Below are 20,530 nucleotides of genomic sequence, written 5' to 3'. Positions count from 1 at the left end.
GTTTTGTATGCATACAAAGTCAATGCAATCAGCCGGACAAAAATGGGTCCCCGAGATCGCCACACATGACGGGCCGATATATCTTTCGATAAGCGGCGCACTGGCCCATGACATAGAGAGCGGACGGCTGCGCCCGGGAGACCGACTGCCTCCACAGCGGGACCTTGCCGAAACGCTTGGCGTTGACCTGGGCACGGTCACACGCGCTTATTCCGAGGCGCGCAGACTGGGCCTGATCGATGCAGCGGGCCGGCGCGGCAGCTTTGTCCGGGATGGTACAAACCCAAAGATCCTCGCCGAAATTGCGCCCTTTGACACCGGGATGAACCTGCCGCCAATTCCGGCGAACAGCTCCCTGGCCGATCGCTATTCAGCCGCCATCCAGAGCATATTGCAGGGCGACGCCGCGGCCAACCGGCTGCAGTATCAACCCAGCGGCGGAGCACCGGCCGACCGCCAGGCCGGAGCTGGATGGCTCTCGGAGCAGGGCATGGAAGCATCCGAAGACACAGTCCTAGTCGTCAGCGGCGCGCAAACCGGCCTCCACGCCATCGCCAATTCGCTCCTGGAAGAGGGAGAGACTGTTTGTTGCGGACCGTCCGTCTATCCCGGCTGGCTCTCCATATGCAGGCGGCGAAAACTGCAAATCGCCCCCCTTGCAGCAGACGAACATGGCATCGACCCGGAATCTTTCAGCCGGGCCTGCACGACTTCGGACATTCGCGCCCTTTATACCGTGCCGACAAATGACAATCCGACAACCGCCACCCTGCCCCAAGACCGGCGCGAACGGATCGTTGCTATTGCCCGCGAGCACGATGTCGCGATCATCGAGGATGCGCCCTATTGCAGCCTCGCAACCGACAGGCTTCCCTCTTTCGCCCAGCTTGCGCCCGAGCGGACATGGCATGTCAGCAGCCTGTCCAAGATCATATCGCCGGCATTGCGTATCGCCTATCTGCGCGCGCCCACACTTCGCGAAGCCCTGCTCCTGACCGCCGATGCGCACGAAACGACCATCATGCCGCCGCCGCTCAACATGGCGGCATGTACGCAATGGCTGCTCGACGGGAGCTGGAGGGAACTGGTGAACGAGATTCGAACCGAGTGCCTGGCCCGGCAGGAGATCGTCGACGGCATCCTTCCGCCGGGCAGCTACCGGGCGGCGCGCGCAGGCTATCATCTCTGGATTCCGGTGAAGGAAGGGACATCGCCTTTCGAGCTGGTGAATGCCTTGCAACCCCTGGGAGTTTCCGCCGTGTCGGGCGAAGCCTTTTGGGCCCAACCGGGGATCGGCGAACGGGCCATCCGCCTTTCTATTGGCGGCAGTCTCGGCCGGGATCGGCTCGAACGCGCCCTGACCATGCTGGACGCCATGCTGCATCATCGCGCGGGGCGCGCGAGCCCGCTCGTGTAGGAAAAGTCGAGGCAGGCAGCAGCCTTGTTGCCCTTTCGTTCCCGGTGCGCGATGAGACGCACATGGATCCGCTCCCCTATAGCGCCCTTCACGCCACCCATGGCGGGATCTGGATAGCTTCGCCCGATGGCGAGATTCGTGAAAGCGGGCGCGGCGAGGCCATCTCGGCCGCTGCCGAAACACCGATGATCCTGTTGAACGCGCCGATGACCGGTCAGCGGCTGGGCTATCCGGAACTTTCCGGCCTCGACCTTCTAGAGCTGTTTGCCTTTGTCCACCCGGCGCGTTTCACCGTACCGACTCCGGCCGGTATCGCCCGGACACTTGGCCTGACCGTCCCCGAGAGTGACGAAGATGCGGCGATGCTGCTGCTCGAAGCGGCACAACATTTGCTCGATACATTGCAGTGGAAGGAATGGGGCGAGCGCGAGGGTGCCTGGAGCGCTGCCCAAAGCCTGTTCCGGTTGCGCTGGCCATGGGCCGCGGCGGTGGCGGAACGGATCGCCAAGCCGGACAAGGCCGAACGCTGGCTCTTTTCCCGGCTTCCGGAATGGGAGGATCAGCCACCCCGCCCTGCCCCGCGAACGGTGACGCTGGACGAAGACCGCGCGATCGACCGGCTCGAAAATCTGGTCGGGACCGACGCCGAACGACGGGAGGGACAGCGCGATTATGCCCGTGCCGCCGCTCGCGCCTTCAAACCGCGCGCGGCCACAGGCCAGCCGAACATGCTGATCGCGGAAGCCGGAACCGGGATCGGCAAAACGCTCGGCTATCTGGCGCCGGCATCGCTCTGGGCGGAGGAAGCCGACGGCGCGGTCTGGCTTTCAACCTATACCAAGGCCCTGCAACGCCAGCTCGACCGCGAAACGGAGAAGCTGTTTCCCGACCCGGCCGAGCGGCGCGAAAAAGTCGTGGTTCGCAAGGGCCGCGAAAATTATCTCTGCCTGCTCAATCTGGAAGATGCGCTTCAGGGCGGGTTTGCCGGGCGGGCTGCGGTGCTGGCCCAACTCGTCGCGCGCTGGGCCGCCTATAGCAAGGATGGCGACATGGTCGGCGGCGATCTGCCGGGCTGGCTGGCAACCCTGTTCCGCCGTGCAGGCGCCACCGCTCTCACCGACCGGCGCGGCGAATGCGTCTATGCCGGTTGCCCGCACTATCGCAAATGTTTCATCGAACGCTCGGCCCGTGCAGCCGAAGGCGCAGACCTCGTCATCGCGAACCATGCGCTGGTGATGATCATGGCCGAACGGCGGCGGGAAGACAGTTCGGCGTTGACGCGCATTGTCTTCGATGAGGGGCATCATCTGTTCGATGCTGCCGATTCCACATTCTCCGCCGCGCTGACCGGGCAGGAAGCGATCGAACTCCGGCGCTGGATCATCGGCCCCGAGGGCAAGCATCGCGGGCGGCGGCGGGGGCTTTCCGCCCGGCTCATGGATGTCGCCTCCTATGACGAGGCGGGCGGCGAAGCGATCGAGGCAGCCAGCGCAGCGGCATCCGCGTTGCCGGGCGATGGCTGGCTCGGCCGGGTCGCCGAGGGCATGCCGCTGGGCCCTATCGAAAAACTTCTCGCCGCCGTGCGCGGCACGGTCTTCGCCCGGGCCAGTGCACAGGATGCAGGCTATGGGCTCGAGACGGAAGCGGCCGAATTGGACGGCGCGCTGATCGCCGCCGTAGGAGTGGCCGCGGAGGCGCTGGAAGCGCTGCACCGGCCGCTGACCGTTCTTCGCCAGCGGCTGGAAGCCGTGCTCGAAGATGCGCCCGACTGGCTGGACACGCAGGCGCGCGCACGGATCGAAGGGGCGATGATGGGCCTGATGACACGCGGCCAGATGCTCGCCGCCTGGATTTCGCTCCTTGCACGGCTGGGCGGTCCTGCAGACCTCGACTTCGTCGACTGGCTGGCTATCGACCGTTTTGACGGGCGCGAATATGATATCGGCCTGCATCGCCACTGGCTGGACCCGACCAAGCCGCTTGCCGAAACCGTCATCAAGCCAGCGCACGGCCTGATCGTCACGTCGGCAACCCTGAAAGGCGGTGAAGGCTGGGCTTCCGCCGAAGCGCGTGCAGGAGCGCAGCATCTCGACTTTGCGCCTAGGCGCTTCGAGGCCGCAAGCCCGTTCGACTATGAGAACAACAGCGAAGTGCTGATCGTCAACGATCTGAAAAAGGGCGACCTGCCTGCGCTGGCGGGTGCCTATGCCCGGCTGACGGAAGCCGCCAATGGCGGGACGCTGGGCCTGTTTACGGCGATTGCGCGGCTAAAGGCCGTCCATGCGCGGATCGCCGACCGCCTCGCGCGCAACGGCCTTCCCCTGTACAGCCAGCACGTTGATCCGATCGACACGGGTACGCTGATCGATATTTTCCGCGACGACGCACATGCATCCCTGCTGGGTACGGACGCTCTCAGAGACGGCGTCGATGTGCCGGGAGACTCGCTGCGCCTTGTTGTGCTGGAAACCGTTCCCTGGCCACGCCCGACGGTGCTCCATGCCGCACGAAAACTGGCCAATGGCGGCAATGCCTATGTCGACAGGGTCGTGCGCGCACGATTGGCCCAGGCCTTTGGTCGCCTGATCCGCCGCAAGGATGATACCGGCATGTTCGTTCTTTTGTCCGCCGCCACGCCTTCGCGCCTGCTGACGGCTTTTCCGGAAGGTACAGCCGTGTCGCGCGTTCCTCTCGATGAGGCGGTAGCCCGTGTATCGGCACGTCTTTCTTCTGTCGCCGAAATCGGGCAACAGGTTGCAAAATCACGTGTCATGGAGAGTAAATGAAGCGCCTGATCCTCTTGCGTCACGCCAAATCGAGCTGGGACGATCCCGTCGAACGCGATTTCGACCGCCCCCTAAATGCCAAGGGCAAGCGCGCCGCCACCACGATGGGTGAGCATATGCAGGAAGAGGGCGTGCTGTTCGATTCCGCGATCGCATCGCCTGCCGTCCGGGTTGTCGAAACGCTGGAAAGCGTTGCCCAAGGGTATGGCGAAGCGATCGAACCCGAATGGGACCGCCGCGTCTATCTCGCCTCCAACATGACATTACTCGATATCGTGCATGAGGTTGATGACAGCATCGGCTCCCTGCTGCTCGCAGGCCACAATTCGGGGCTTGAGGATCTGGTTTTGCTGCTCGTGCCGGACAGCAAGGGGGACAAGGCGCGGGCCGAGGTCGAGGAGAAATTCCCGACCTGCAGCCTCGCCGAAATGGAATTCGATGTGGAAAGCTGGGAAGATCTCGCGCCCGGCACGGGGAAGCTTCTCCGCTTCGTCCGACCGCGCGATCTCGACAGTGAGCTCGGCCCCGACGACTATTAGCCGCCGAGGCCGGTTCGATTAGTCGGCCGAACCGTGTACGGCCATCATGTCGACGCCGCTCGGGCGTTCGCCGCCATTGGCTTCGATCCAGTCATAGATTTTCGTCTCCAGCACCGCCATGGGGAGTGCGCCGGTGCTGAGCACCTGGGCATGGAAACCCTGAATGTCAAAATTATCGCCAAGCGCCGCTTCGGCCTGCGCGCGCAACGCCTGAATGGTGAGCGCGCCAACCTTATAGGCCAGAGCCTGGCTTGGAATGGCAATATAGCGTTCAACCTCCGAAGTAGCCTCGACGTTGGTCATGCCCGAATTGGCGAGCATATAGGCAATCGATTCATCGCGGGTCCAACCTTTCGAATGAAGCCCGGTATCGACGACCAGCCGCATAGCGCGGAGCATCTCGTCATTGAGCGTCCCGAACCGCTGATAGGGATCGTCGAACATCTCCATCTCATAGCCCAGCGTTTCGGCATAAAGGGCCCAGCCTTCGACAAAGGCCGTATTGCCGCCGAAGCGCATGAAGTTTGGCAGTTCCGCATTTTCCTGGGCGAGGCTGATCTGGAAATGATGGCCGGGGGCGCCCTCATGCAGGTACAGTGTCGTCATGCCGGGCGTCAGGCGTTCCGGCAAATTATAGGCGTTGAAATAGAATACGCCGGGACGCGACCCGTCCGGTGTACCGGAATTGTATGATCCACCTGCCTCAAACTGTTCGCGGAACGGTTCATAAGGACGAATTTCCAGTGGGCTCTGCGGCAGCAGAGAGAAGAGCGGCGCGATTCGCTCATCGACCGTTTCGCCAATCTCATAATAGCGCTGGGTCAGCCATTCGCGCGATTCGGGTTTGAACTGGTCGTCCGTCCGGAGAAATTCGAAAAACTCCTGCAGCGTACCGTCGAAACCCACTTCGTCCCTGACCGCTTCCATCGCCGCCGTGATCCGCGCGACTTCGCTGAGGCCGAGATCGTGAATATAGTCCGGCGTAACGTCGAGCGTCGTCGTATCGCGCACCATCTGCGCGTACAGCATATCGCCGCCCTGCATATGGACGAGACCAACGCCATCGCGGGCAACCGGCAGATATTCGTCGCGCAGGAAATCGCGCATCCGGGTATTGGCCGCGTAAAGCTCTTCCGTGCCCCTGCGATAGGCTTCGGTCAGCCGCGTCTGATCTTCTGCAGAAATATCTTCCGGGAAGTTGAGGACAGGGCGATAATAAGGCGAATCCTCAATATCCCCGGCAAGCTGGGTGTCGAGCTGGCTGATCACATTGTTAATCGTCATCTTGGTTTCGACAACGCCCGATTCCATGCCCTCGCGGAACCGGCCGATCGCCCGGTCGCTTATCGTGATGTAATCGCGGTGCCGTAGGAGGTTGTTTTCATAATCCTCGACCGTGTTGAACGGCGCGGCGCCCTGCCCCGAGGCAAATGTCGGGTAGAATGTGTGAAAGCCCGTGAAATGATTGACCGGGCGAACAACCGTCAGCGCCATCAGTTCGGGAGTCAGATCGCGCAGGCTCTCTTCCTGATCGAGCTCGAAAATATCGTAGGCGATCTGGTTGGTCTGGTTCAGCGCCTCGCGATCGATGGCATGCAGGGCCGCCAGATTTGCCGTCGCGGCTGCGCGCTCGGCATCGAAATATTCGTCGGTGATGAAATCGCCGATCCGGTCTGCATAGCGCATGTCACCGCGGAAAATGGCCCCGATCGGGTTGCGGCGCAGATTGTCTTCATCGCTTGCAGCAAACAGCGCGCGCAAACGCTGGTCTTCAGTCATTTCGGCATCGGATGCCTCGGCAGCCGGCGCTTCGTGGTGATCGGCATAGGCCGGGATCGCAGTGGTCGAAAAGACGGCGGCTGTTGCAAGCAGGATGAGTTTGCGGGTCATTGAACTGTATCTCCGGAGGAAGTCATGTGGTCGATGTGTATTAGCTGCATAATACAGAGTATTGGCGGATGCAATCATGCGTGTGTCGACAAATGTCCATCGCTCTTAGACGAGCAGACAAAGGCCTTCCACGAAATGCAGCAAGATCCGGTTTCAACCGCTAATATTGGCTCGGCTGGCCGCCCGGGGTCCAGGGCAACTCACGAAACCATTTCGTGATGATATATTTGACGCCCTTGCGAACTTTCATCCCCTGGTGAAGCGACCATTCATTGGGATCGCCCTCTGAAGTCAGGTTGTTCCAGCACAACAGCTTGCCCTTTTCGGCGTGAAACATCTTGCCGAGCCGCTTGAACCGGGTCGCGCCGCCAACTTGGGCATCGTTGAGGAAAACCATGGCCGTCCAGATGCGCTGGCCGCCCTGTGTTTTCTCGGTCTTCCAATAATCCTGATTTTCGTAGAACCAGTCATTATGGGGCTTGAACTGCTGGCCGACTTCATAGCGCTGACCCTGGATCGTTTCGCCATTTTCCTTGGCAATTCCCATGAAGCGGGTGATCTTTTCTTCGATCGCGTCGATCGCCGGTTCCTGCCGATTGAAATCGGTGCTGGAGCTTGTCCGGAATTCTGTATCGTCGGTGCTCGACAACAATGTCGATGGACGCGCATCGCGGTCGATCTTTTCGACCAGCAACTGGCACTCGGCATCGTCCAGGAAATTGCGACAGACATAGGCATCGATATTCCGTGTCGGCACGCGCTGCACATTGGGATGGGCTTGAATATGCGCAATGATTTCGCGGTTGCGCGCGGCAAGAACGGACTTGTCGGTAATGCTCATGCCTGAAGCGCTATCAAAAAGGGTGATTCGTGCAAAGCCCGGATCGACAAGGCGGCCGTTATTCGATCGGCCGTCCGCGAACCATCACATAGCCGACGTCGCCGAGCACGGCGATATCCGCCTGCGGATCGCCCGATACCGCAATGAGATCGGCCGAATAGCCCGGGGCAAGCCGGCCAATCTCGCCTTCCATTCCGACAAGCTCCGCGGCATCGACGGTCGCCGAACGCAATACCTCTGCAGGCGTCATGCCGAGGATATCCACATACATGGCCAGTTCTTCGGCATTACGGCCATGCTCGAACACACCAGCGTCCGTACCAAAAACAACCGTGATGCCCCGCTCATGCGCGCGCCGGGCCGCCTGCCCAACCACCGCCAGCGTTTCGCGGATTTTCTGCTCGACCTGGGCAGTATACACGCCTGTGCCGAGCCGCTCGCGGATGCCAGTATAGGCCATCAGCGTCGGCACGAAGACGGTTCCGTTTTCGCGCATCGCCGCGAGTGCCGCATCATCGGCAAAGGTGCCATGTTCGATGGAATCCACACCCGCCCGCGCCGCCGCCTCGATGCCGCGCGCGCCATGGGCATGGGCTGCAACATGCATGCCGAGGCCATGCGCCGTGCTGACAATGGCGCGCATTTCCTCATCCGTGAAATGCTGATCGAGACCGCGGGCCTGCTGGCTGAGCACGCCGCCGGTTGCGGTGATCTTGATGAAATCGCTCCCGCGCCTGCCCGCTTCGCGGACGCGCGCCGCACATTCTGTCGGCCCGGTGCAGGTATTATGGCCATCAAGAACCGCATTCACATCTTCTCGGAAGCCCGAAACATCGCCATGCCCGCCAATGATCGACAGGCCATGGCCGGAAGATAGAATGCGCGGACCGGGAAGGCTGCCTTCGGCGGTCGCCCTGCGCAATGCCGCACCGACATCGTTGCCAATGCCCGGCACCCGAACGGTGGTGAAACCGGCCCGCGCGGTGGTGGCCATATTCCTGACGCCGATAACGACGCCCCATTCATCTGAGTCGACCGCTTCATTGCGGTAATCGCCGCCGGGATCGCCGGCGAGATGCGAATGCGTTTCGATAAGGCCCGGCAACAGGGTGCGGTTGGAAAGATCGACGAATTCGGCACCGGCTTCCGGTGGCACAATGCCTTCCGATACGCTGACAATCCGGCCATCGCGGATCGTGATTGTCGACGGCCCGAGCGCTGGCATGCCTGCTTCGGTGATGACTCTTCCGGCATGGATGACGGTCGTCGCTTCCTGTGCAAGCGCAGCGCTGGACAGCGACATCAGAGTAAAGAACGAAAACAGGCGTAGCATGGTGATCTCCCCAGAGGTCAGGACCTATCCAGCCATGCTGCTGCCTCACCGGCATTGTTGCAAGCCAAAAGAAAACGGCTCCGGGCATTTTTGCCCGGAGCCGTTCGGTTTTCTCCCCCGCATGAATTCTAGTAGAAGAACTCATAGATCACATCGACGACATAGCCGTTGCGTGTATCGATCAAGAGGACATCGTCATAATAACGGATCCAGCGATACGGACCGTAGGCAGCCGGCAGGCGATACTGCCAGGGATCGTTGATCCAGTAGCGCGATCCGAAAAAGGCGGCGCCGATATACAGGCCAACATCGAATCTCCGATAGCGATAGCCGCGATACGGCGAGTAGTAGCGCCCGGAACGATAGAGATTGCGATTGTAGCGTCGATACTGCCGCCAGTCATAGCGGCGATCATTGCGCCATGCGCGGCGATCCCAGCGACGTTCGAAGCGACGCTGCGCCCGTCGATCCTGGCGGCGCTCATAGCGACGCTCGGCCCGGCGATCCTGACGGCGCTCATAGCGGCGCTCTGCCCTGCGATTCTGCCGACGTTCTACCCGGCGCTCTGCCCTACGCTGCTGACGCCGGTCAGCGCGGCGATCCTGGCGACGCTCATAACGGCGCTCTGCCCGACGGTCCTGACGACGATCAACGCGCCGTTGAGCTCGCCGTTCCTGACGGCGATCCGCGCGCCGTTCGGCCCGGCGCTGCTGGCGATTGGCCTGATTGCCACGATTTGCGCGACGCTCCTGACGATTGGCCCGATTGCCATTATTCTGCGCGCGATTTGCACGGCGTTGCCGGCGGTCGGCTCTATTGCCGGAACGCTGTCCGCGATTGGCGCGGCGCTCGCCACGGTTCGCACGTCGGCCGTCACGCTGAAGCACTGCCACTTCGGGCAGGGCCGTCTCGACTGCGCGCGAGCCACCTTCTCTGAAATTCTGGGCTTGCGCCGGGGCTATGAGGGCCGGTGTTCCCGCACTCGCCGCCAGCAACAGAGCGATCATCTTGATCCGCATTGTTACATCTCCATCCATGGCGGCACGGGAATGGCCACCTCTGAGGCCCTTCTAGAGGGGCCGCGATGAGGCGATCCTGAACTCGTGAGTCAGGAAATAGCAAGTTTTCATTAACGACAGCGTCGAAAGTGCAAAACCGGCCTAATCCGTCACAATTCGACCTGGATCGTCGTCGGCGTCTTCGTCCGGCGGTGTCAGGGCGGCGACATGCGCCGCCGCATCGCCGGGATCAATTCCCGGCGGCGGAGCCGCGGCCAGCCGCTCCTCACCGCGCGAAACGCGTGCCGCAAGCCGAATCGCCTCGCGCATTCGCGGATAGGTGCCGCAGCGGCAGATATTGGTGACAGCCTCGTCGATCTCGTCATCGCTGGGATTGGCGTTTCCGTCGATCAGGGCCGCAACGGCCATGATGACCCCCGACTGACAATATCCGCATTGCGGGACCATTTTCTCGATCCACGCCTGCTGAACCGGATGGTCGCGAGAGCGTGACAGCGCTTCGATGGTCGTGATGAATGCCCCTTCGGCATCGGCGATGCTGATCTGGCAGGAACGAACCGCCCGGCCATCGAGATTGACTGTGCAGGCACCGCACATCCCGATACCGCAACCATATTTGGTGCCGGTCAGGTTGGACGCATCGCGCAGCGCCCACAGCAACGGTGTGCGCGGATCCATCCGATAGTGAACGGGCTGGCCGTTGACGGTCATACGAGTCATTGCGGCATCCTTATAGAAGGCAAGGCCGTGCTATTCCCGCCAACTCGTATCGATCTTATCCACCTGACGCACCCATGCATCGAATTCGGCTTTGCCCGGCTCGGCCGAAGCCTGCGCCATGAAGAGATCGCGCTGATGCACGTCGATCACATCCTGCGATACGACAATGGGATCCCCGGCCCGCATCGTTTCGAGCTGGATCTCGCACGCGCGTTGCAGCGCCCAATACTGGATTACCGCAATCGGCAATGTCGGTGCAATCACAACCGGGCCATGATTCTTGAGCATCAGGATCCGGTTGCTACCGAGATTTTCGAGCAGGCGTTCGCCCTCCTCCTCGCGCACAGTGACCCCTTCGAAATCATGATAGGAGAGTTTGCCGGCGAAGTTGCAGGCGTAGAAATTCACCGGCTGCAGCCCGCCCTCCATAGAGCAGACCGCCGCCGTTGCCGTCGTGTGCGTGTGGATGATGCAATGGGCATCGTGCAGATGGCGATGAAAGAGACTGTGCTGGACGAAGCCAGCCTTGTTGACTCCATAATCGCTCTCGCTGAGCTTGTTGCCGTCGATATCGATCTTGATCAGGTTCGAGGCTTTCACCTCGGAAAAATGAAGTCCGAAGGGGTTGATCAGGAACGCGCCATCCTCACCCGGGACCTTCACGGTAATATGGTTGAAGATCGCTTCATCCCAGCCCATCATCGCGAAGATTCGATACGTGGCTGCGAGCTGCTGCCGGGCCTGCCATTCTTCGTCGGTCATTTCATGATTTGACTTAGCAAGTGTCGTGGCCATCACGCTCTCCATTCGAAATAGGGGATTGGGTGCAGTTTCGCCCATAGCTGCGCGAATGTCGAGTGCCGGACCATGTGCTTTTTGCTTGAAATCGGCTGCGCCGGTTGCTAGCTGCCCATCTGAAGCGCTGCGGAATGCGATTCTGCGGCCATATTGCATTGATGCTAAGAGATTTATGTCCGCCGGCGTAATCGGCTCGCGGAACGAGATGGTTCGATTGGAGACGTACGGGTTTATGCAAGTTTCAGTTCGCGATAACAATGTCGATCAGGCGCTCCGCGCGCTCAAGAAGAAGCTGCAGCGCGAGGGTGTGTATCGCGAAATGAAGCTGCGCCGGCACTATGAAAAGCCGTCCGAAAAGCGCGCGCGCGAACGCGCCGCCGCCGTCCGCCGCGCCCGCAAGCTTGAGCGTAAGCGCCTGGAACGCGACGGAAGCTAGATCGCTTCAACCGATATGAATTTGAGAAAGGCTGCCTGCGGGCGGCCTTTTTTGTGTCAGACCCACAGATGCCCTCACTCCATGATATCGTTCGGCGCATTCCGGTAGCGATCGAACCAGGCGAGAATCGCGGAGGCCTTGGCGGCACTTTGCGATGGCCGGGCGGCGAGCCCGCCATGGCTGGCACCGGGCACACGGATCAGGGTGGTTGGTACGCCTTCCATGCGCAAAGCCATATAATATTGCTCAGCTTCGCTAACCGGGGTGCGTTCATCTTCACCGCCCACGAGAACCAGCGTCGGCGTCTCAACATTGCCAACAAGCGAGAGCGGGGAGCGCGACCAATAGGATTGCTGGTCTTCCCAGGGCAGCGCGCCGAACCAGTAATTGGCGACGAACACGGGGATATCGGAAATCAGCGCCTGGGTCGTCCAGTTGATGACCGGCTTTTGGGTTGCCGCCGCGCGGAATCGGTTCGTGTTCCCCACGATCCAGCTGGTCAACACGCCGCCGCCAGAACCGCCTGTCACGAACAATTGGTCCGGGTCGGCAAAGCCTGCCGCAATCACGCCGTCCACCGCGCTCATCAGATCATGATAGTCATTGCCCGGATAGGCATGGTGGATCAGGTTGGCGAATTCGGTACCGTATGAGGTGGATCCGCGCGGATTGACGGAAAGCACAGCATAGCCTGCCGCTGCATAGAGCTGGTTGTCGGTCGAAAAGTGGGGCCCGTAAGCGGCAAAGGGCCCACCATGAATTTCGAGGATCAGTGGATGGCGCTGCCCCTCGACATGGCCCGGTGGCAAGGTCAGCCAGGATTCGATCGGCCGGCCATCGAAAGTCGAAGCGGTTTCCATGCGCCGGACTTCGCCCATTACCTTGTGGCCGAGCAGATCGTCGTTCAGGTGGGTAAGCTGCCGCCGGTTGCTACCGCGGACAAGCACAATATCGGCCGGGCTTGTCGCCGGGCCGCTGGTAATCGCAAGCGTACCATCGCGCGCGACACTGAAACTTCCGCCCGAATAGGGCCGGTCGAGCGATGCGCCGTTGAGCCCCTCGGCAACCGTCGTGATACTGCCCGAAAGCGAAACGCGCGCGACCTTCGTCTGTCCGTGGTCGTCGTAGGAAACATAGACTGCACGGCTATTGGCCGACCAAATGGCGGTATTGATGCTACGGTCGAGGGCGCCGGTAAGCACCCGCTGATTTGAGCCGTCGCTATCAGAAACATGAAGCAACACATTCTCATAGCCGCGCCGCTGATCGTCGAAACCAAGCCAGGCGATATGACGTCCGTCGGGCGAGACAACGGGATTTACATCGGGCCCGTTACGATCGGTAAGCGGGGTGATTGCGCTTGTCGTAACGTCCAGCGAATAGATTTCTCCCTCGACCGGATCCATTTCCCAGTCAGGCGTGAGATCGCCACTAAACAGAATGGCACGACCATCCGGCGTCCAGGACAGCGGCCCGCCATGATGATAGTCTCCGAAACTCAGCTGGCGAGCAGTGCCGCCATCGGCGGGAACCACGAAGATCTGGTTGAAGCCGGGTCGCAAATAACCCTGCCCGTCCGCGCGATAGCCAACCGCCGTGGTCACATCCAGCGGGTCCGCCCATTCCGCCCCTTCCGGGGCATCGGGCGCTGAACCGAGCCCGGCCGATTCGCCGGGGATCAGCATGGAATAGGCTATTCTGGTGCCATCCGGCGACCAAGCGATGCTGCCCGGCGCGTAGGGAAGGTTCGTCAGGCGAACCGCCTCTCCGCTCTCCATCCAGCGCACGAAGATTTGTGTAGTCCCGCCCTCTGCTGAAGAAATATAGGCAAGCCTGCTGCCATCCGGCGACCAGCGCGGGCTGAAATGCCCCCCCGGCCCCGCGGCAATCGGTGTCTGCTCGCTCGAACGCGTATCGACAAGCCAGATGGTCGAGCGAAACTGGTCGGTCATGATATCGCCTGAGCGCCGGACATAGGCGACCTGGCTTCCATCGGGGCTGATCTGCGGATCGGCAGCGACTTCAAGCGAAAAAAGGTCGGCGCCAGTAAAGTGCCGTTCCGGTCCAGTTGCCTGTATGGCGAAAGCAGGAACAGAAAAGACCAGTAAAATGGCCGCACAGAGTCGCTTGAGCATGGATAACCCCCTTGGCTTGAAGTGGAAATCTAAAGCATATTGCCGGGCTGCGGACCATAGCGTTTCGATCTGTGGCACAAAGCCTCCGATCAACTGGATTTTTTGAACGGCGTCATCTCTCCCAGAAATTCGATCTCACGTTCAACGGCATGGCGTTCGGCGACAAGGAACTCGGCTACGGCGTCGCGGAAACCGAGGTCAGGGAAATAGTGGGCCGACCATGTCAGGACCGGCCGATAGCCGCGCGCCAGTTTATGCGCGCCCTGTGCGCCCGCTTCCACGCGCCTCAGCCCGCGGGCAATCGCAGCGTCGATCGCCTGGTAATAGCAGAGCTCGAAATGGAGAAAGGGAATATCCTCCAAACATCCCCAATAGCGGCCATAGAGTGTATCGGCGCCGATCAGGTTGAGCGCTCCGGCTATCGCCTCGCCATCGCGCAGCGCAAGAATCAACAAAGTCTGCTCACCCAGCCGATCGCCCAACAACGAAAAGAACTCGCGCGTCAGATAGGGCTGCCCCCATTTGCGCATCCCGGTATCCTGATAAAATTCCCAGAAGATATCCCAATGGTCTTCGGTCAGCTCCGCACCGGTGATGTGCCGAACCTCCAGGCCTTTGACAGCCTTGCGCCGTTCCTTTCGGATTGCCTTGCGCTTGCGCGACGACAGCGCTTCCAGAAAATCGTCAAACTCTGCAAAGCCGTCATTCTCCCAATGGAACTGGCTGCCCTCGCGGATCAGCCAGCCGGCATTTTCGAACCAGGCGATCTCATCCTCGGCAATGAAGGTCGCATGGGCAGAGGAAAGGCCATTGTCGCGCGTGATCGTTTCCAGGGTCGCAATCAGCGCAGGGATGTGGAGCGAATCGCGCGCCAGCAAACGCCGCCCGGGCACCGGCGTGAACGGCACGGCGACCTGCAATTTCGGATAATAGTGCCCGCCGGCCCGCTCCCAGGCATCCGCCCAGGCATGATCGAACACATATTCGCCCTGGCTATGGCCCTTTACATAGGCCGGGGCGACGGCTTCGAGCGCGCCGCCGGGGCCTGCAATCGAAACCGGTACGGGCTGCCAGCCTGTCCGGGACGAGACGCTGCCGGATTCTTCGAGGATCGACAAAAAGGCGTGGCTGAGAAAAGGATTGCCGGGCCCCGCACAGGCGTCCCAATCGGCAGCGTCGATCGATCCAACGCCTTCTGAAATCCGCGCCACAACTGGCTCGGGATCGCCCTCGCTCATGGATTTTCGTAGATGATCTGGTCGGCGCCCTCGGCCGCCGACACCCGCTCTCCATCCGTTCGCACTGTCCATGTCACGACCGGCACATTTTTGGCGCGCAGAGAGTCCGCAAAGGCCGAAGGCAGGTCCCGCACATCATAGGCCAGGAAATCGGGCTCTGCGCGCAACACGGACAGCGATCGTTGCATCGCGCCCTTGAGCCGGGCCGCCAGCGAAACTTCATCATGCTCTGTCACGACCAGGCCGCGAACAATGTCTGGCGCATGTTTGGCGAACCAACGGCCAACTTCTGGGTTGAAGGACATAACGGCCGCTTCGCCGTCATAAGCGGAGAGCGCGTCGGCAACCGAACGGCAGAGCTTCTTCACCTTACGACTCTTTGCTTTCAGTTCGATCAGAATCGGCGCACGACCGTCAACGAGATCGAGCATCTCGGTCAGCCGGGGAATGGTCTCGTCACCGTTCCTGAATCTGATCTTCTCGAGCTTCGCCGCCTTGCGGTCGATCACGGGACCGCTCTTGCGCGTCAGGCGGTCCAGTTCATAATCATGGAAAACCATCGCCACGCCATCTTTGCTGGCCTGAACATCGGTTTCGACACCGTGCCCGGCCGCTATCGCGGCCTCGAAGGCGGCGCGGCTATTCTCGACCACGTCAACCCCGTGCAGCCCGCGATGGGCAAAGGGCGTGCGCGTCAGGAAAGCCAGATCAGCCATCGGACACCGCAACTATGGCGTCGATCTCCACAGCAACGCCGAGAGGCAGGACCGGCGTCGCGACGGCGCTTCGCGCATGGCGGCCCGGATCGCCGAAAACTTCCTGCATCAACTCAGACGCGCCATTGGCCACTTGAGCCTGATCGGTGAAGTTCGATGCGGAATTGACGAACACGCCGAGCTTCACGACCCGTTCGACCCGGTCGAGATCGCCCAGTGCCGCCTTCATCTGCGCGACAAGCATGACGCCGCACGCCCGCGCGGCCTGCTCGCCGAAAGCGATATCGCGATCTTCGCCCAGACGGCCCACCATCAGATCGCCATTTTCATCAAACGGCAGCTGACCGGAAATGTGGAGAAAACCATTCTGTTCCACTGCCGGTACATAAGCAGCGACCGGCGCCGCGGGCTCGGGAAGCGAAAGACCGATCTCCGCCAGCTTTGTCTCGATCAATCCGCTCATGCCGATTCTCCTTCCGTAATCCGATCAATAATCCAGTGCTGGGCCTCATGCCAATCGTCGATCCGCGCATGGGCATGGGTGGCGGGCGGAACATTGGGTGCGAGGCTGGGTTCGGCGATCATGTGAAGCCGCCAGACTTTCGGAGTGCTGCGCGCGACCGATTCGTGGTGGACGCCAAGATCGTCGACGAAAAGAGCAAGCGAGGGCGCATGGGCGGCCAGAAGTTCCTGGACCTTGTTCCCCTTGCCACCCTGATTGGTATGAACCGGGAAATCGATTCCGAATTTCTGGAGCTGCCTTGCCCGCGCGGTGCGAAACTCGTCCTGCAGATTGGTGAGGATCACAATCTCGGCATGTTCGGAAATCGAAACCAGTGCCTCGCTGGCGCCGGGCACGATCGTCTGGCGATCCATCTCGGTATCGAAAAAGCCATTGAGCAGCGGCCATATCTCCTCACCCTTGAGCGCCGGGCTGCCATCGCGCGGGCGCACGGCATCGATAAAATTGCCGCCCTCCAGAACGAAATCCAGGTCATGGGCTTCATCCAGCCAGTCTCCGAAATGGCTGACCATGTGCAGCAGCACTTCATCGCAGTCGCAAATGACGAGCGGTTGGCTCATGCTTCCAATTCCCTTCGCGCGGTTACAAGGTTCTGAGGTGAGGTTCCGATCGCCTCAGCGCAAGAGATCAGATCCGGTTCATAGGCTTCCAGAAACTTTATAACGGCCGCGAGCACAGGCGGCTGCCCGATTGCGACGCGCAGGTGATCGGCGGTCAGCCCGGTCAGCGCCAGCAGTCGCTGCGCGCGATCTTCCTCGCCCAGGGTCCAGGCGAGGGCGCGGAGAGCCAACGCTTCGGAGTCATAATCCGCATCGCCATTTGTATCGTGGTTCCGCATCGCCTAGATATTTCCCGAACAATCTTACCGGGGTGGGACGTGGCGAAAAAGGTGCTCGTTGTCGAGGATAACGATCTCAACAGAAAACTTTTCTGCGATCTGTTGCGCGCTCATGATTATGTGGCGGAGCCGGTTGCAGACGGCCGCGAGGCACTGGCTGCGGCCCAGGCCCAGTCTCCCGATCTGATCATCATGGATATCCAGATGCCACATGTCAGCGGGCTGGATCTGATCGACGCGCTCAAGAAGGACGATGCACTCAAGGCCATCCCGATCATGGCCGTGACGGCCTATGCGGCAAAGGGCGACGAGGAGAGAATTCGCGCCGCCGGGGCGGAAAGCTATGTCTCCAAGCCCATATCGGTCATGAAATTTGTCGAGGAAGTGCGCAATCTGATTTGATCGGCATCCGGGTAGGCGCAGCGCGCGACCGGCCGGGCGGCAAACCCCGGCGATATCACCAAAGCCTATTTGATTTTGGCTTCTTTGAACTCGACATGCTTGCGCGCGACGGGATCATATTTCCGCATGACCATCTTTTCCGTCAGGTTGCGGGGGTTTTTCTTCGTTACGTAGAAGAAGCCCGTACCTTCGGAGCTGACGAGTTTAATTTTCACGGTCGCCGGTTTGGCCATGACCCTAACCTTTTCATCAAAAGAGCTGTCTGGGGCGCGGTGACTGTAAAGATGCCATCGCCTGCCCGAAGCGCGCGCAGATGCCCGCGATCGCGCCGATTGTCAACCAGAACATCGTCGGTCAGCCCCTATTAACGCTTTGCTAACCATAATGGCGCACAAATGGGATCGCGATATTAAGGAGCCTGGACAATGCAGCTTCGCGAGGATTCCCGCCTACCGATTTGCGCCGATCTCTATGCCCAGATCGAGCAACTGGAACTTAATTGCCGGGCGATGACTTTGCCCGCGCTGCACGAAGCCATTGATGAAATCCGATCCAAGGCCGACGCATACGACCTGCTCGCCGTGGAGGGTATCGCCCACGCTTTTGAAAGATCGATTGCCCGCAACCGGCAGGCCACTGCTTTCGGCCTGTATTTCGACCAGCTCAAACTGGCCACCGGATGCGCCGAGGTTCACGATGCACAAGCCCGCGACGCGATGCTGGCAGCTATCTCGGTACGGTTGACGGGTTAGCCCCACCTCAATGGATTCCTTTTTCCTGCCCCTGGTTGCCGCTGCGCTGGCCGAATGGGGCGACAAGACTCAGATTCTGGCGATGATGCTCGGCGTGCGGTTTGGGAAACCCGTGCCGGTGTTCATCGGCGTCGGCATAGCCGCGGCGATCAATATGGGTCTTGCGGCTTTTGGCGGATCCCTGATCGCCTCGATGATCTCGCCCGATGCTGCCTTGCTGTTCCTGACGCTTGGCTTCGCTTTTGCTGCTGTCGGTGCCTTTGTCCCCTTCAGCGATACCGATGCCGATGCCATTTGGGGGATCGGAGCGATCACGACGAGCGCGATCGGGTTTCTCCTCATCGAACTTGGCGACAAGACCCAGTTCATTACAGCCGGGTTCGGCGCCGTATCACCAAATTGGATATTGACCGCGATCGGCGCGACCCTGGGCGTCATGATTGGTTGCGCGCCGGCAATCATCCTTGGTCAGACCCTGAGGGAGCGCGCGCCGCTTACCTCCGTTCGCCGGTCGATCGGTGTATTATTTGCGTTCGTATCATCGGTTTTAGCAATCAATGCATTTTCATTGATCTAATTATCCGATTACAGCAATTGAGGATATTCCCCCGAAACCCGGCGATTGTGTGGATCCGATAGGCTATACGGGCGTTGATATCATATCGACACACGCAAAACTGGAGGACCATCATAATGGCCAATGCAAACCTCGCGACCCCGACCGATCTCAACGACAATAAAGTAAAGAATGTCGCCGAAGCCCTGAACGGCATTCTTGCCGACAGCTTCGCGCTCTACCTCAAGACGAAGAATTTTCACTGGCACGTTTCCGGTCCCCATTTCCGGGACTATCACCTGATGCTCGACGAGCAGGCGGCAGCCATCCTTGCCACGACAGATGTCATTGCTGAACGCGTCCGCAAGACCGGTGGAACGACCCTGCGTTCGATCGGGGATATCGCCCGTCATCAGACGATCAGCGATAACGACCAGGACTATGTCAGCGCCGCAGACATGCTGGCGGAATTGCGCCGAGACAACCTCGCGCTCGTCGAGACGCTCCGCGCGGCAAAAGAAGCTGCGGAAGCTGCCGGCGACAACGCGACCGACGGGCTGCTCGACGATTGGACCGACCAGGCCGAAGAAAGGGCATGGTTCCTGTTTGAGGCAGGCCGCACGGGCTGACGCATCGCGGATCGATGATGAAGAGGGCCGGTCCGTTGGACTGGCCCTTCTTTTCTTTTTTGCACTATCCCCGACCGGACGGAACCAAGCGCGATTTCATTTGTTTACTCCTTATTAACAAGGGAGAAAAACATGTTTCGTTGGGCACTTATCTTTCTGGTCATCGGCCTGGTGATGGCCGTTCTGGGCTTTGGCGGGATTGGCGGCGCCTTTATCGGTATCGCCAAGATCCTGTTCTATATTGCGGTAGCAATCTTCCTGATTTTCCTCATCCTGCACCTGGTAGGTGCGCGAAGGATATAGCTATCCTGACCCCGAAATGCGGGCGATCCGCATTATCGAAACTGGGCCGGTCCTTTGGGGTCGGCCCTTTTTTGTTTCGGGCCGCCAGACTTCATGGTATAAAATAAAGACCGAAGGAGTCAGCCATGCGCCTGATCATGATCGCCGCCCTTTTATTACCCTCGCAGCTCGCAGCGCAGGATGTCCGGTCGCTGGGCGATGCCGCATCTCCGCCCGCAACGCTCGATCAGGTCGCCTGGCTCGCTGGCAGCTGGCGGGGAACCGGCCTTGGCGGGGAAAGCCATGAAAGCTGGTTGCCCCCCGTACATGGGCAGATGGCCGGTATCTTTCACCAGGGCAGCGACAGCCAGCTACAATTCTACGAGATACTCCAGATGGTGGAGCGTGACGGATCGCTTGTCCTCAGGCTTAAGCATTTCAATGGCGATCTTTCCGGCTGGGAGGACAATGGTGCCGAGTCTGCTCTCGAATTTCCGCTCGTCGCGATCGAAAACGATACCGCCTACTTCTCTGGCCTAACCTATGAACGCATCGGCGACGACCAACTGCTCGTCCATCTGCGCCTGCGCAGTAACGGCGAAACGAGGATCGAGACGTTCGACTTCACGCGAATTGACTGAAGGAAGGCCACGGGCAGGCTGCCTAGTTGCAAGTGTTGC

General features: G+C 60.4%; 23 protein-coding genes. 10 read left to right on the top strand and 13 right to left on the bottom strand.

Annotated elements, in window-relative coordinates; translation table 11 throughout:
- The first annotated feature begins 22 nt into the window (after positions 1-22).
- From DFR46_RS12295 to DFR46_RS12285, 3 genes are all read left to right on the top strand, one after another.
- Complete coding sequence (locus DFR46_RS12295; RefSeq protein WP_245953845.1) at positions 23-1,417, top strand: aminotransferase-like domain-containing protein; 1,395 nt, start codon at positions 23-25, stop codon at positions 1,415-1,417.
- A gap of 62 nt (positions 1,418-1,479) precedes the next feature.
- Positions 1,480-4,203 (top strand): ATP-dependent DNA helicase, encoded by a 2,724-nt coding sequence (locus tag DFR46_RS12290; protein WP_116236702.1) that lies wholly within the window; start codon positions 1,480-1,482, stop codon positions 4,201-4,203.
- Positions 4,200-4,742: a SixA phosphatase family protein gene (locus DFR46_RS12285; protein WP_116236701.1), complete on the top strand. Its 543-nt coding sequence runs from the start codon at positions 4,200-4,202 to the stop codon at positions 4,740-4,742. The genes DFR46_RS12290 and DFR46_RS12285 overlap by 4 nt, the downstream gene beginning before the upstream one ends.
- Positions 4,743-4,760: 18 nt before the next feature.
- On the opposite strand, the gene DFR46_RS12280 is transcribed toward DFR46_RS12285, so the two are convergent.
- The 6 genes from DFR46_RS12280 to DFR46_RS12255 all read right to left on the bottom strand — a co-directional run bounded on the left by DFR46_RS12280 (position 4,761) and on the right by DFR46_RS12255 (position 11,340).
- On the bottom strand, positions 4,761-6,632 hold the full coding sequence (locus DFR46_RS12280) for a DUF885 domain-containing protein (RefSeq protein ID WP_116236700.1): 1,872 nt from the start codon (positions 6,630-6,632) through the stop codon (positions 4,761-4,763).
- A 160-nt stretch (positions 6,633-6,792) separates the two neighbouring features.
- Positions 6,793-7,473: a prolyl hydroxylase family protein gene (locus tag DFR46_RS12275; RefSeq protein ID WP_116236699.1), complete on the bottom strand. Its 681-nt coding sequence runs from the start codon at positions 7,471-7,473 to the stop codon at positions 6,793-6,795.
- 58 nt (positions 7,474-7,531) lie between these two features.
- Complete coding sequence (locus DFR46_RS12270; protein ID WP_116236698.1) at positions 7,532-8,806, bottom strand: metal-dependent hydrolase family protein; 1,275 nt, start codon at positions 8,804-8,806, stop codon at positions 7,532-7,534.
- A gap of 128 nt (positions 8,807-8,934) precedes the next feature.
- Positions 8,935-9,825: an RcnB family protein gene (locus tag DFR46_RS12265; protein WP_245953844.1), complete on the bottom strand. Its 891-nt coding sequence runs from the start codon at positions 9,823-9,825 to the stop codon at positions 8,935-8,937.
- 141 nt (positions 9,826-9,966) lie between these two features.
- Entirely contained in the window at positions 9,967-10,545 is a 579-nt protein-coding gene (locus DFR46_RS12260) for a (2Fe-2S)-binding protein (protein WP_116236697.1), read from the bottom strand.
- Between the two features lie 30 nt (positions 10,546-10,575).
- Entirely contained in the window at positions 10,576-11,340 is a 765-nt protein-coding gene (locus DFR46_RS12255; protein WP_116237331.1) for a class II aldolase/adducin family protein, read from the bottom strand.
- Between the two features lie 235 nt (positions 11,341-11,575).
- On the opposite strand from DFR46_RS12255, the gene rpsU reads away from it, so the two are divergent.
- On the top strand, positions 11,576-11,779 hold the full coding sequence (gene rpsU, locus DFR46_RS12250; RefSeq protein ID WP_116237330.1) for a 30S ribosomal protein S21: 204 nt from the start codon (positions 11,576-11,578) through the stop codon (positions 11,777-11,779).
- A gap of 74 nt (positions 11,780-11,853) precedes the next feature.
- Here rpsU and DFR46_RS12245 read toward each other — a convergent pair whose 3' ends face one another.
- The 6 genes from DFR46_RS12245 to DFR46_RS12220 all read right to left on the bottom strand — a co-directional run bounded on the left by DFR46_RS12245 (position 11,854) and on the right by DFR46_RS12220 (position 17,229).
- A complete protein-coding gene (locus DFR46_RS12245) occupies positions 11,854-13,914 on the bottom strand; it encodes a S9 family peptidase (RefSeq protein WP_116236696.1) in 2,061 nt (686 codons plus the stop codon).
- Between the two features lie 89 nt (positions 13,915-14,003).
- Positions 14,004-15,152: a GNAT family N-acetyltransferase gene (locus DFR46_RS12240; RefSeq protein WP_116236695.1), complete on the bottom strand. Its 1,149-nt coding sequence runs from the start codon at positions 15,150-15,152 to the stop codon at positions 14,004-14,006.
- Positions 15,149-15,868, bottom strand: a complete 720-nt coding sequence (locus DFR46_RS12235) for a glycerophosphodiester phosphodiesterase family protein (RefSeq protein ID WP_116236694.1) — start codon at positions 15,866-15,868, stop codon at positions 15,149-15,151. The genes DFR46_RS12240 and DFR46_RS12235 overlap by 4 nt, the downstream gene beginning before the upstream one ends.
- Complete coding sequence (locus tag DFR46_RS12230; protein WP_116236693.1) at positions 15,861-16,331, bottom strand: RidA family protein; 471 nt, start codon at positions 16,329-16,331, stop codon at positions 15,861-15,863. Before DFR46_RS12230 ends, DFR46_RS12235 begins: the two co-directional genes overlap by 8 nt.
- Complete coding sequence (locus DFR46_RS12225; protein ID WP_116236692.1) at positions 16,328-16,951, bottom strand: HAD family hydrolase; 624 nt, start codon at positions 16,949-16,951, stop codon at positions 16,328-16,330. Before DFR46_RS12225 ends, DFR46_RS12230 begins: the two co-directional genes overlap by 4 nt.
- On the bottom strand, positions 16,948-17,229 hold the full coding sequence (locus DFR46_RS12220) for a DUF3572 domain-containing protein (RefSeq protein WP_116236691.1): 282 nt from the start codon (positions 17,227-17,229) through the stop codon (positions 16,948-16,950). Before DFR46_RS12220 ends, DFR46_RS12225 begins: the two co-directional genes overlap by 4 nt.
- 39 nt (positions 17,230-17,268) lie before the next feature.
- Here DFR46_RS12220 and DFR46_RS12215 point away from each other — a divergent pair, with 39 nt between their 5' ends.
- A complete protein-coding gene (locus DFR46_RS12215) occupies positions 17,269-17,631 on the top strand; it encodes a response regulator (RefSeq protein WP_116236690.1) in 363 nt (120 codons plus the stop codon).
- A 65-nt stretch (positions 17,632-17,696) separates the two neighbouring features.
- Here the strand turns inward: DFR46_RS12215 and rpmG are convergent, their stop codons facing one another.
- Entirely contained in the window at positions 17,697-17,864 is a 168-nt protein-coding gene (rpmG, locus tag DFR46_RS12210; protein WP_116236689.1) for a 50S ribosomal protein L33, read from the bottom strand.
- A 192-nt stretch (positions 17,865-18,056) separates the two neighbouring features.
- On the opposite strand from rpmG, the gene DFR46_RS12205 reads away from it, so the two are divergent.
- The 5 genes from DFR46_RS12205 to DFR46_RS12185 all read left to right on the top strand — a co-directional run bounded on the left by DFR46_RS12205 (position 18,057) and on the right by DFR46_RS12185 (position 20,491).
- Complete coding sequence (locus DFR46_RS12205) at positions 18,057-18,383, top strand: hypothetical protein (RefSeq protein ID WP_116236688.1); 327 nt, start codon at positions 18,057-18,059, stop codon at positions 18,381-18,383.
- A 10-nt stretch (positions 18,384-18,393) separates the two neighbouring features.
- Entirely contained in the window at positions 18,394-18,960 is a 567-nt protein-coding gene (locus DFR46_RS12200) for a TMEM165/GDT1 family protein (protein ID WP_116236687.1), read from the top strand.
- Between the two features lie 116 nt (positions 18,961-19,076).
- Complete coding sequence (locus DFR46_RS12195; protein WP_116236686.1) at positions 19,077-19,568, top strand: Dps family protein; 492 nt, start codon at positions 19,077-19,079, stop codon at positions 19,566-19,568.
- A 132-nt stretch (positions 19,569-19,700) separates the two neighbouring features.
- The gene (locus DFR46_RS12190) at positions 19,701-19,871 is read left to right on the top strand and encodes a DUF1328 family protein (RefSeq protein WP_116236685.1); all 171 of its coding nucleotides are present in this window, start codon (positions 19,701-19,703) and stop codon (positions 19,869-19,871) included.
- 125 nt (positions 19,872-19,996) lie between these two features.
- Positions 19,997-20,491, top strand: coding sequence for a DUF6265 family protein (locus DFR46_RS12185; protein WP_116236684.1), 495 nt, complete (start codon positions 19,997-19,999; stop codon positions 20,489-20,491).
- The last annotated feature ends 39 nt before the right edge of the window (positions 20,492-20,530 follow it).

The organism is Parasphingopyxis lamellibrachiae (genome assembly GCF_003385775.1).
In the GTDB taxonomy this organism is placed as follows: domain Bacteria; phylum Pseudomonadota; class Alphaproteobacteria; order Sphingomonadales; family Sphingomonadaceae; genus Parasphingopyxis; species Parasphingopyxis lamellibrachiae.
The sequence above is the reverse complement of the archived record's forward strand: the minus strand, read 5'-3'. Positions and strand labels throughout refer to the sequence as shown.

Coding starts and splice junctions, on each gene's coding strand:
- DFR46_RS12205 (WP_116236688.1), top strand. CDS start 18,057: ATGCAGCTTCGCGAGGATTCCCGCCTACCGATTTGCGCCGATCTCTAT.
- rpmG (WP_116236689.1), bottom strand. CDS start 17,864: ATGGCCAAACCGGCGACCGTGAAAATTAAACTCGTCAGCTCCGAAGGT.
- DFR46_RS12240 (WP_116236695.1), bottom strand. CDS start 15,152: ATGAGCGAGGGCGATCCCGAGCCAGTTGTGGCGCGGATTTCAGAAGGC.
- DFR46_RS12285 (WP_116236701.1), top strand. CDS start 4,200: ATGAAGCGCCTGATCCTCTTGCGTCACGCCAAATCGAGCTGGGACGAT.
- DFR46_RS12195 (WP_116236686.1), top strand. CDS start 19,077: ATGGCCAATGCAAACCTCGCGACCCCGACCGATCTCAACGACAATAAA.
- DFR46_RS12265 (WP_245953844.1), bottom strand. CDS start 9,825: ATGCGGATCAAGATGATCGCTCTGTTGCTGGCGGCGAGTGCGGGAACA.
- DFR46_RS12245 (WP_116236696.1), bottom strand. CDS start 13,914: ATGCTCAAGCGACTCTGTGCGGCCATTTTACTGGTCTTTTCTGTTCCT.
- DFR46_RS12185 (WP_116236684.1), top strand. CDS start 19,997: ATGCGCCTGATCATGATCGCCGCCCTTTTATTACCCTCGCAGCTCGCA.
- DFR46_RS12235 (WP_116236694.1), bottom strand. CDS start 15,868: ATGGCTGATCTGGCTTTCCTGACGCGCACGCCCTTTGCCCATCGCGGG.
- DFR46_RS12200 (WP_116236687.1), top strand. CDS start 18,394: ATGGATTCCTTTTTCCTGCCCCTGGTTGCCGCTGCGCTGGCCGAATGG.
- DFR46_RS12280 (WP_116236700.1), bottom strand. CDS start 6,632: ATGACCCGCAAACTCATCCTGCTTGCAACAGCCGCCGTCTTTTCGACC.
- DFR46_RS12290 (WP_116236702.1), top strand. CDS start 1,480: ATGGATCCGCTCCCCTATAGCGCCCTTCACGCCACCCATGGCGGGATC.
- DFR46_RS12225 (WP_116236692.1), bottom strand. CDS start 16,951: ATGAGCCAACCGCTCGTCATTTGCGACTGCGATGAAGTGCTGCTGCAC.
- DFR46_RS12295 (WP_245953845.1), top strand. CDS start 23: ATGCAATCAGCCGGACAAAAATGGGTCCCCGAGATCGCCACACATGAC.
- DFR46_RS12230 (WP_116236693.1), bottom strand. CDS start 16,331: ATGAGCGGATTGATCGAGACAAAGCTGGCGGAGATCGGTCTTTCGCTT.
- DFR46_RS12275 (WP_116236699.1), bottom strand. CDS start 7,473: ATGAGCATTACCGACAAGTCCGTTCTTGCCGCGCGCAACCGCGAAATC.
- DFR46_RS12255 (WP_116237331.1), bottom strand. CDS start 11,340: ATGGCCACGACACTTGCTAAGTCAAATCATGAAATGACCGACGAAGAA.
- DFR46_RS12270 (WP_116236698.1), bottom strand. CDS start 8,806: ATGCTACGCCTGTTTTCGTTCTTTACTCTGATGTCGCTGTCCAGCGCT.
- DFR46_RS12260 (WP_116236697.1), bottom strand. CDS start 10,545: ATGACTCGTATGACCGTCAACGGCCAGCCCGTTCACTATCGGATGGAT.
- rpsU (WP_116237330.1), top strand. CDS start 11,576: ATGCAAGTTTCAGTTCGCGATAACAATGTCGATCAGGCGCTCCGCGCG.
- DFR46_RS12220 (WP_116236691.1), bottom strand. CDS start 17,229: ATGCGGAACCACGATACAAATGGCGATGCGGATTATGACTCCGAAGCG.
- DFR46_RS12190 (WP_116236685.1), top strand. CDS start 19,701: ATGTTTCGTTGGGCACTTATCTTTCTGGTCATCGGCCTGGTGATGGCC.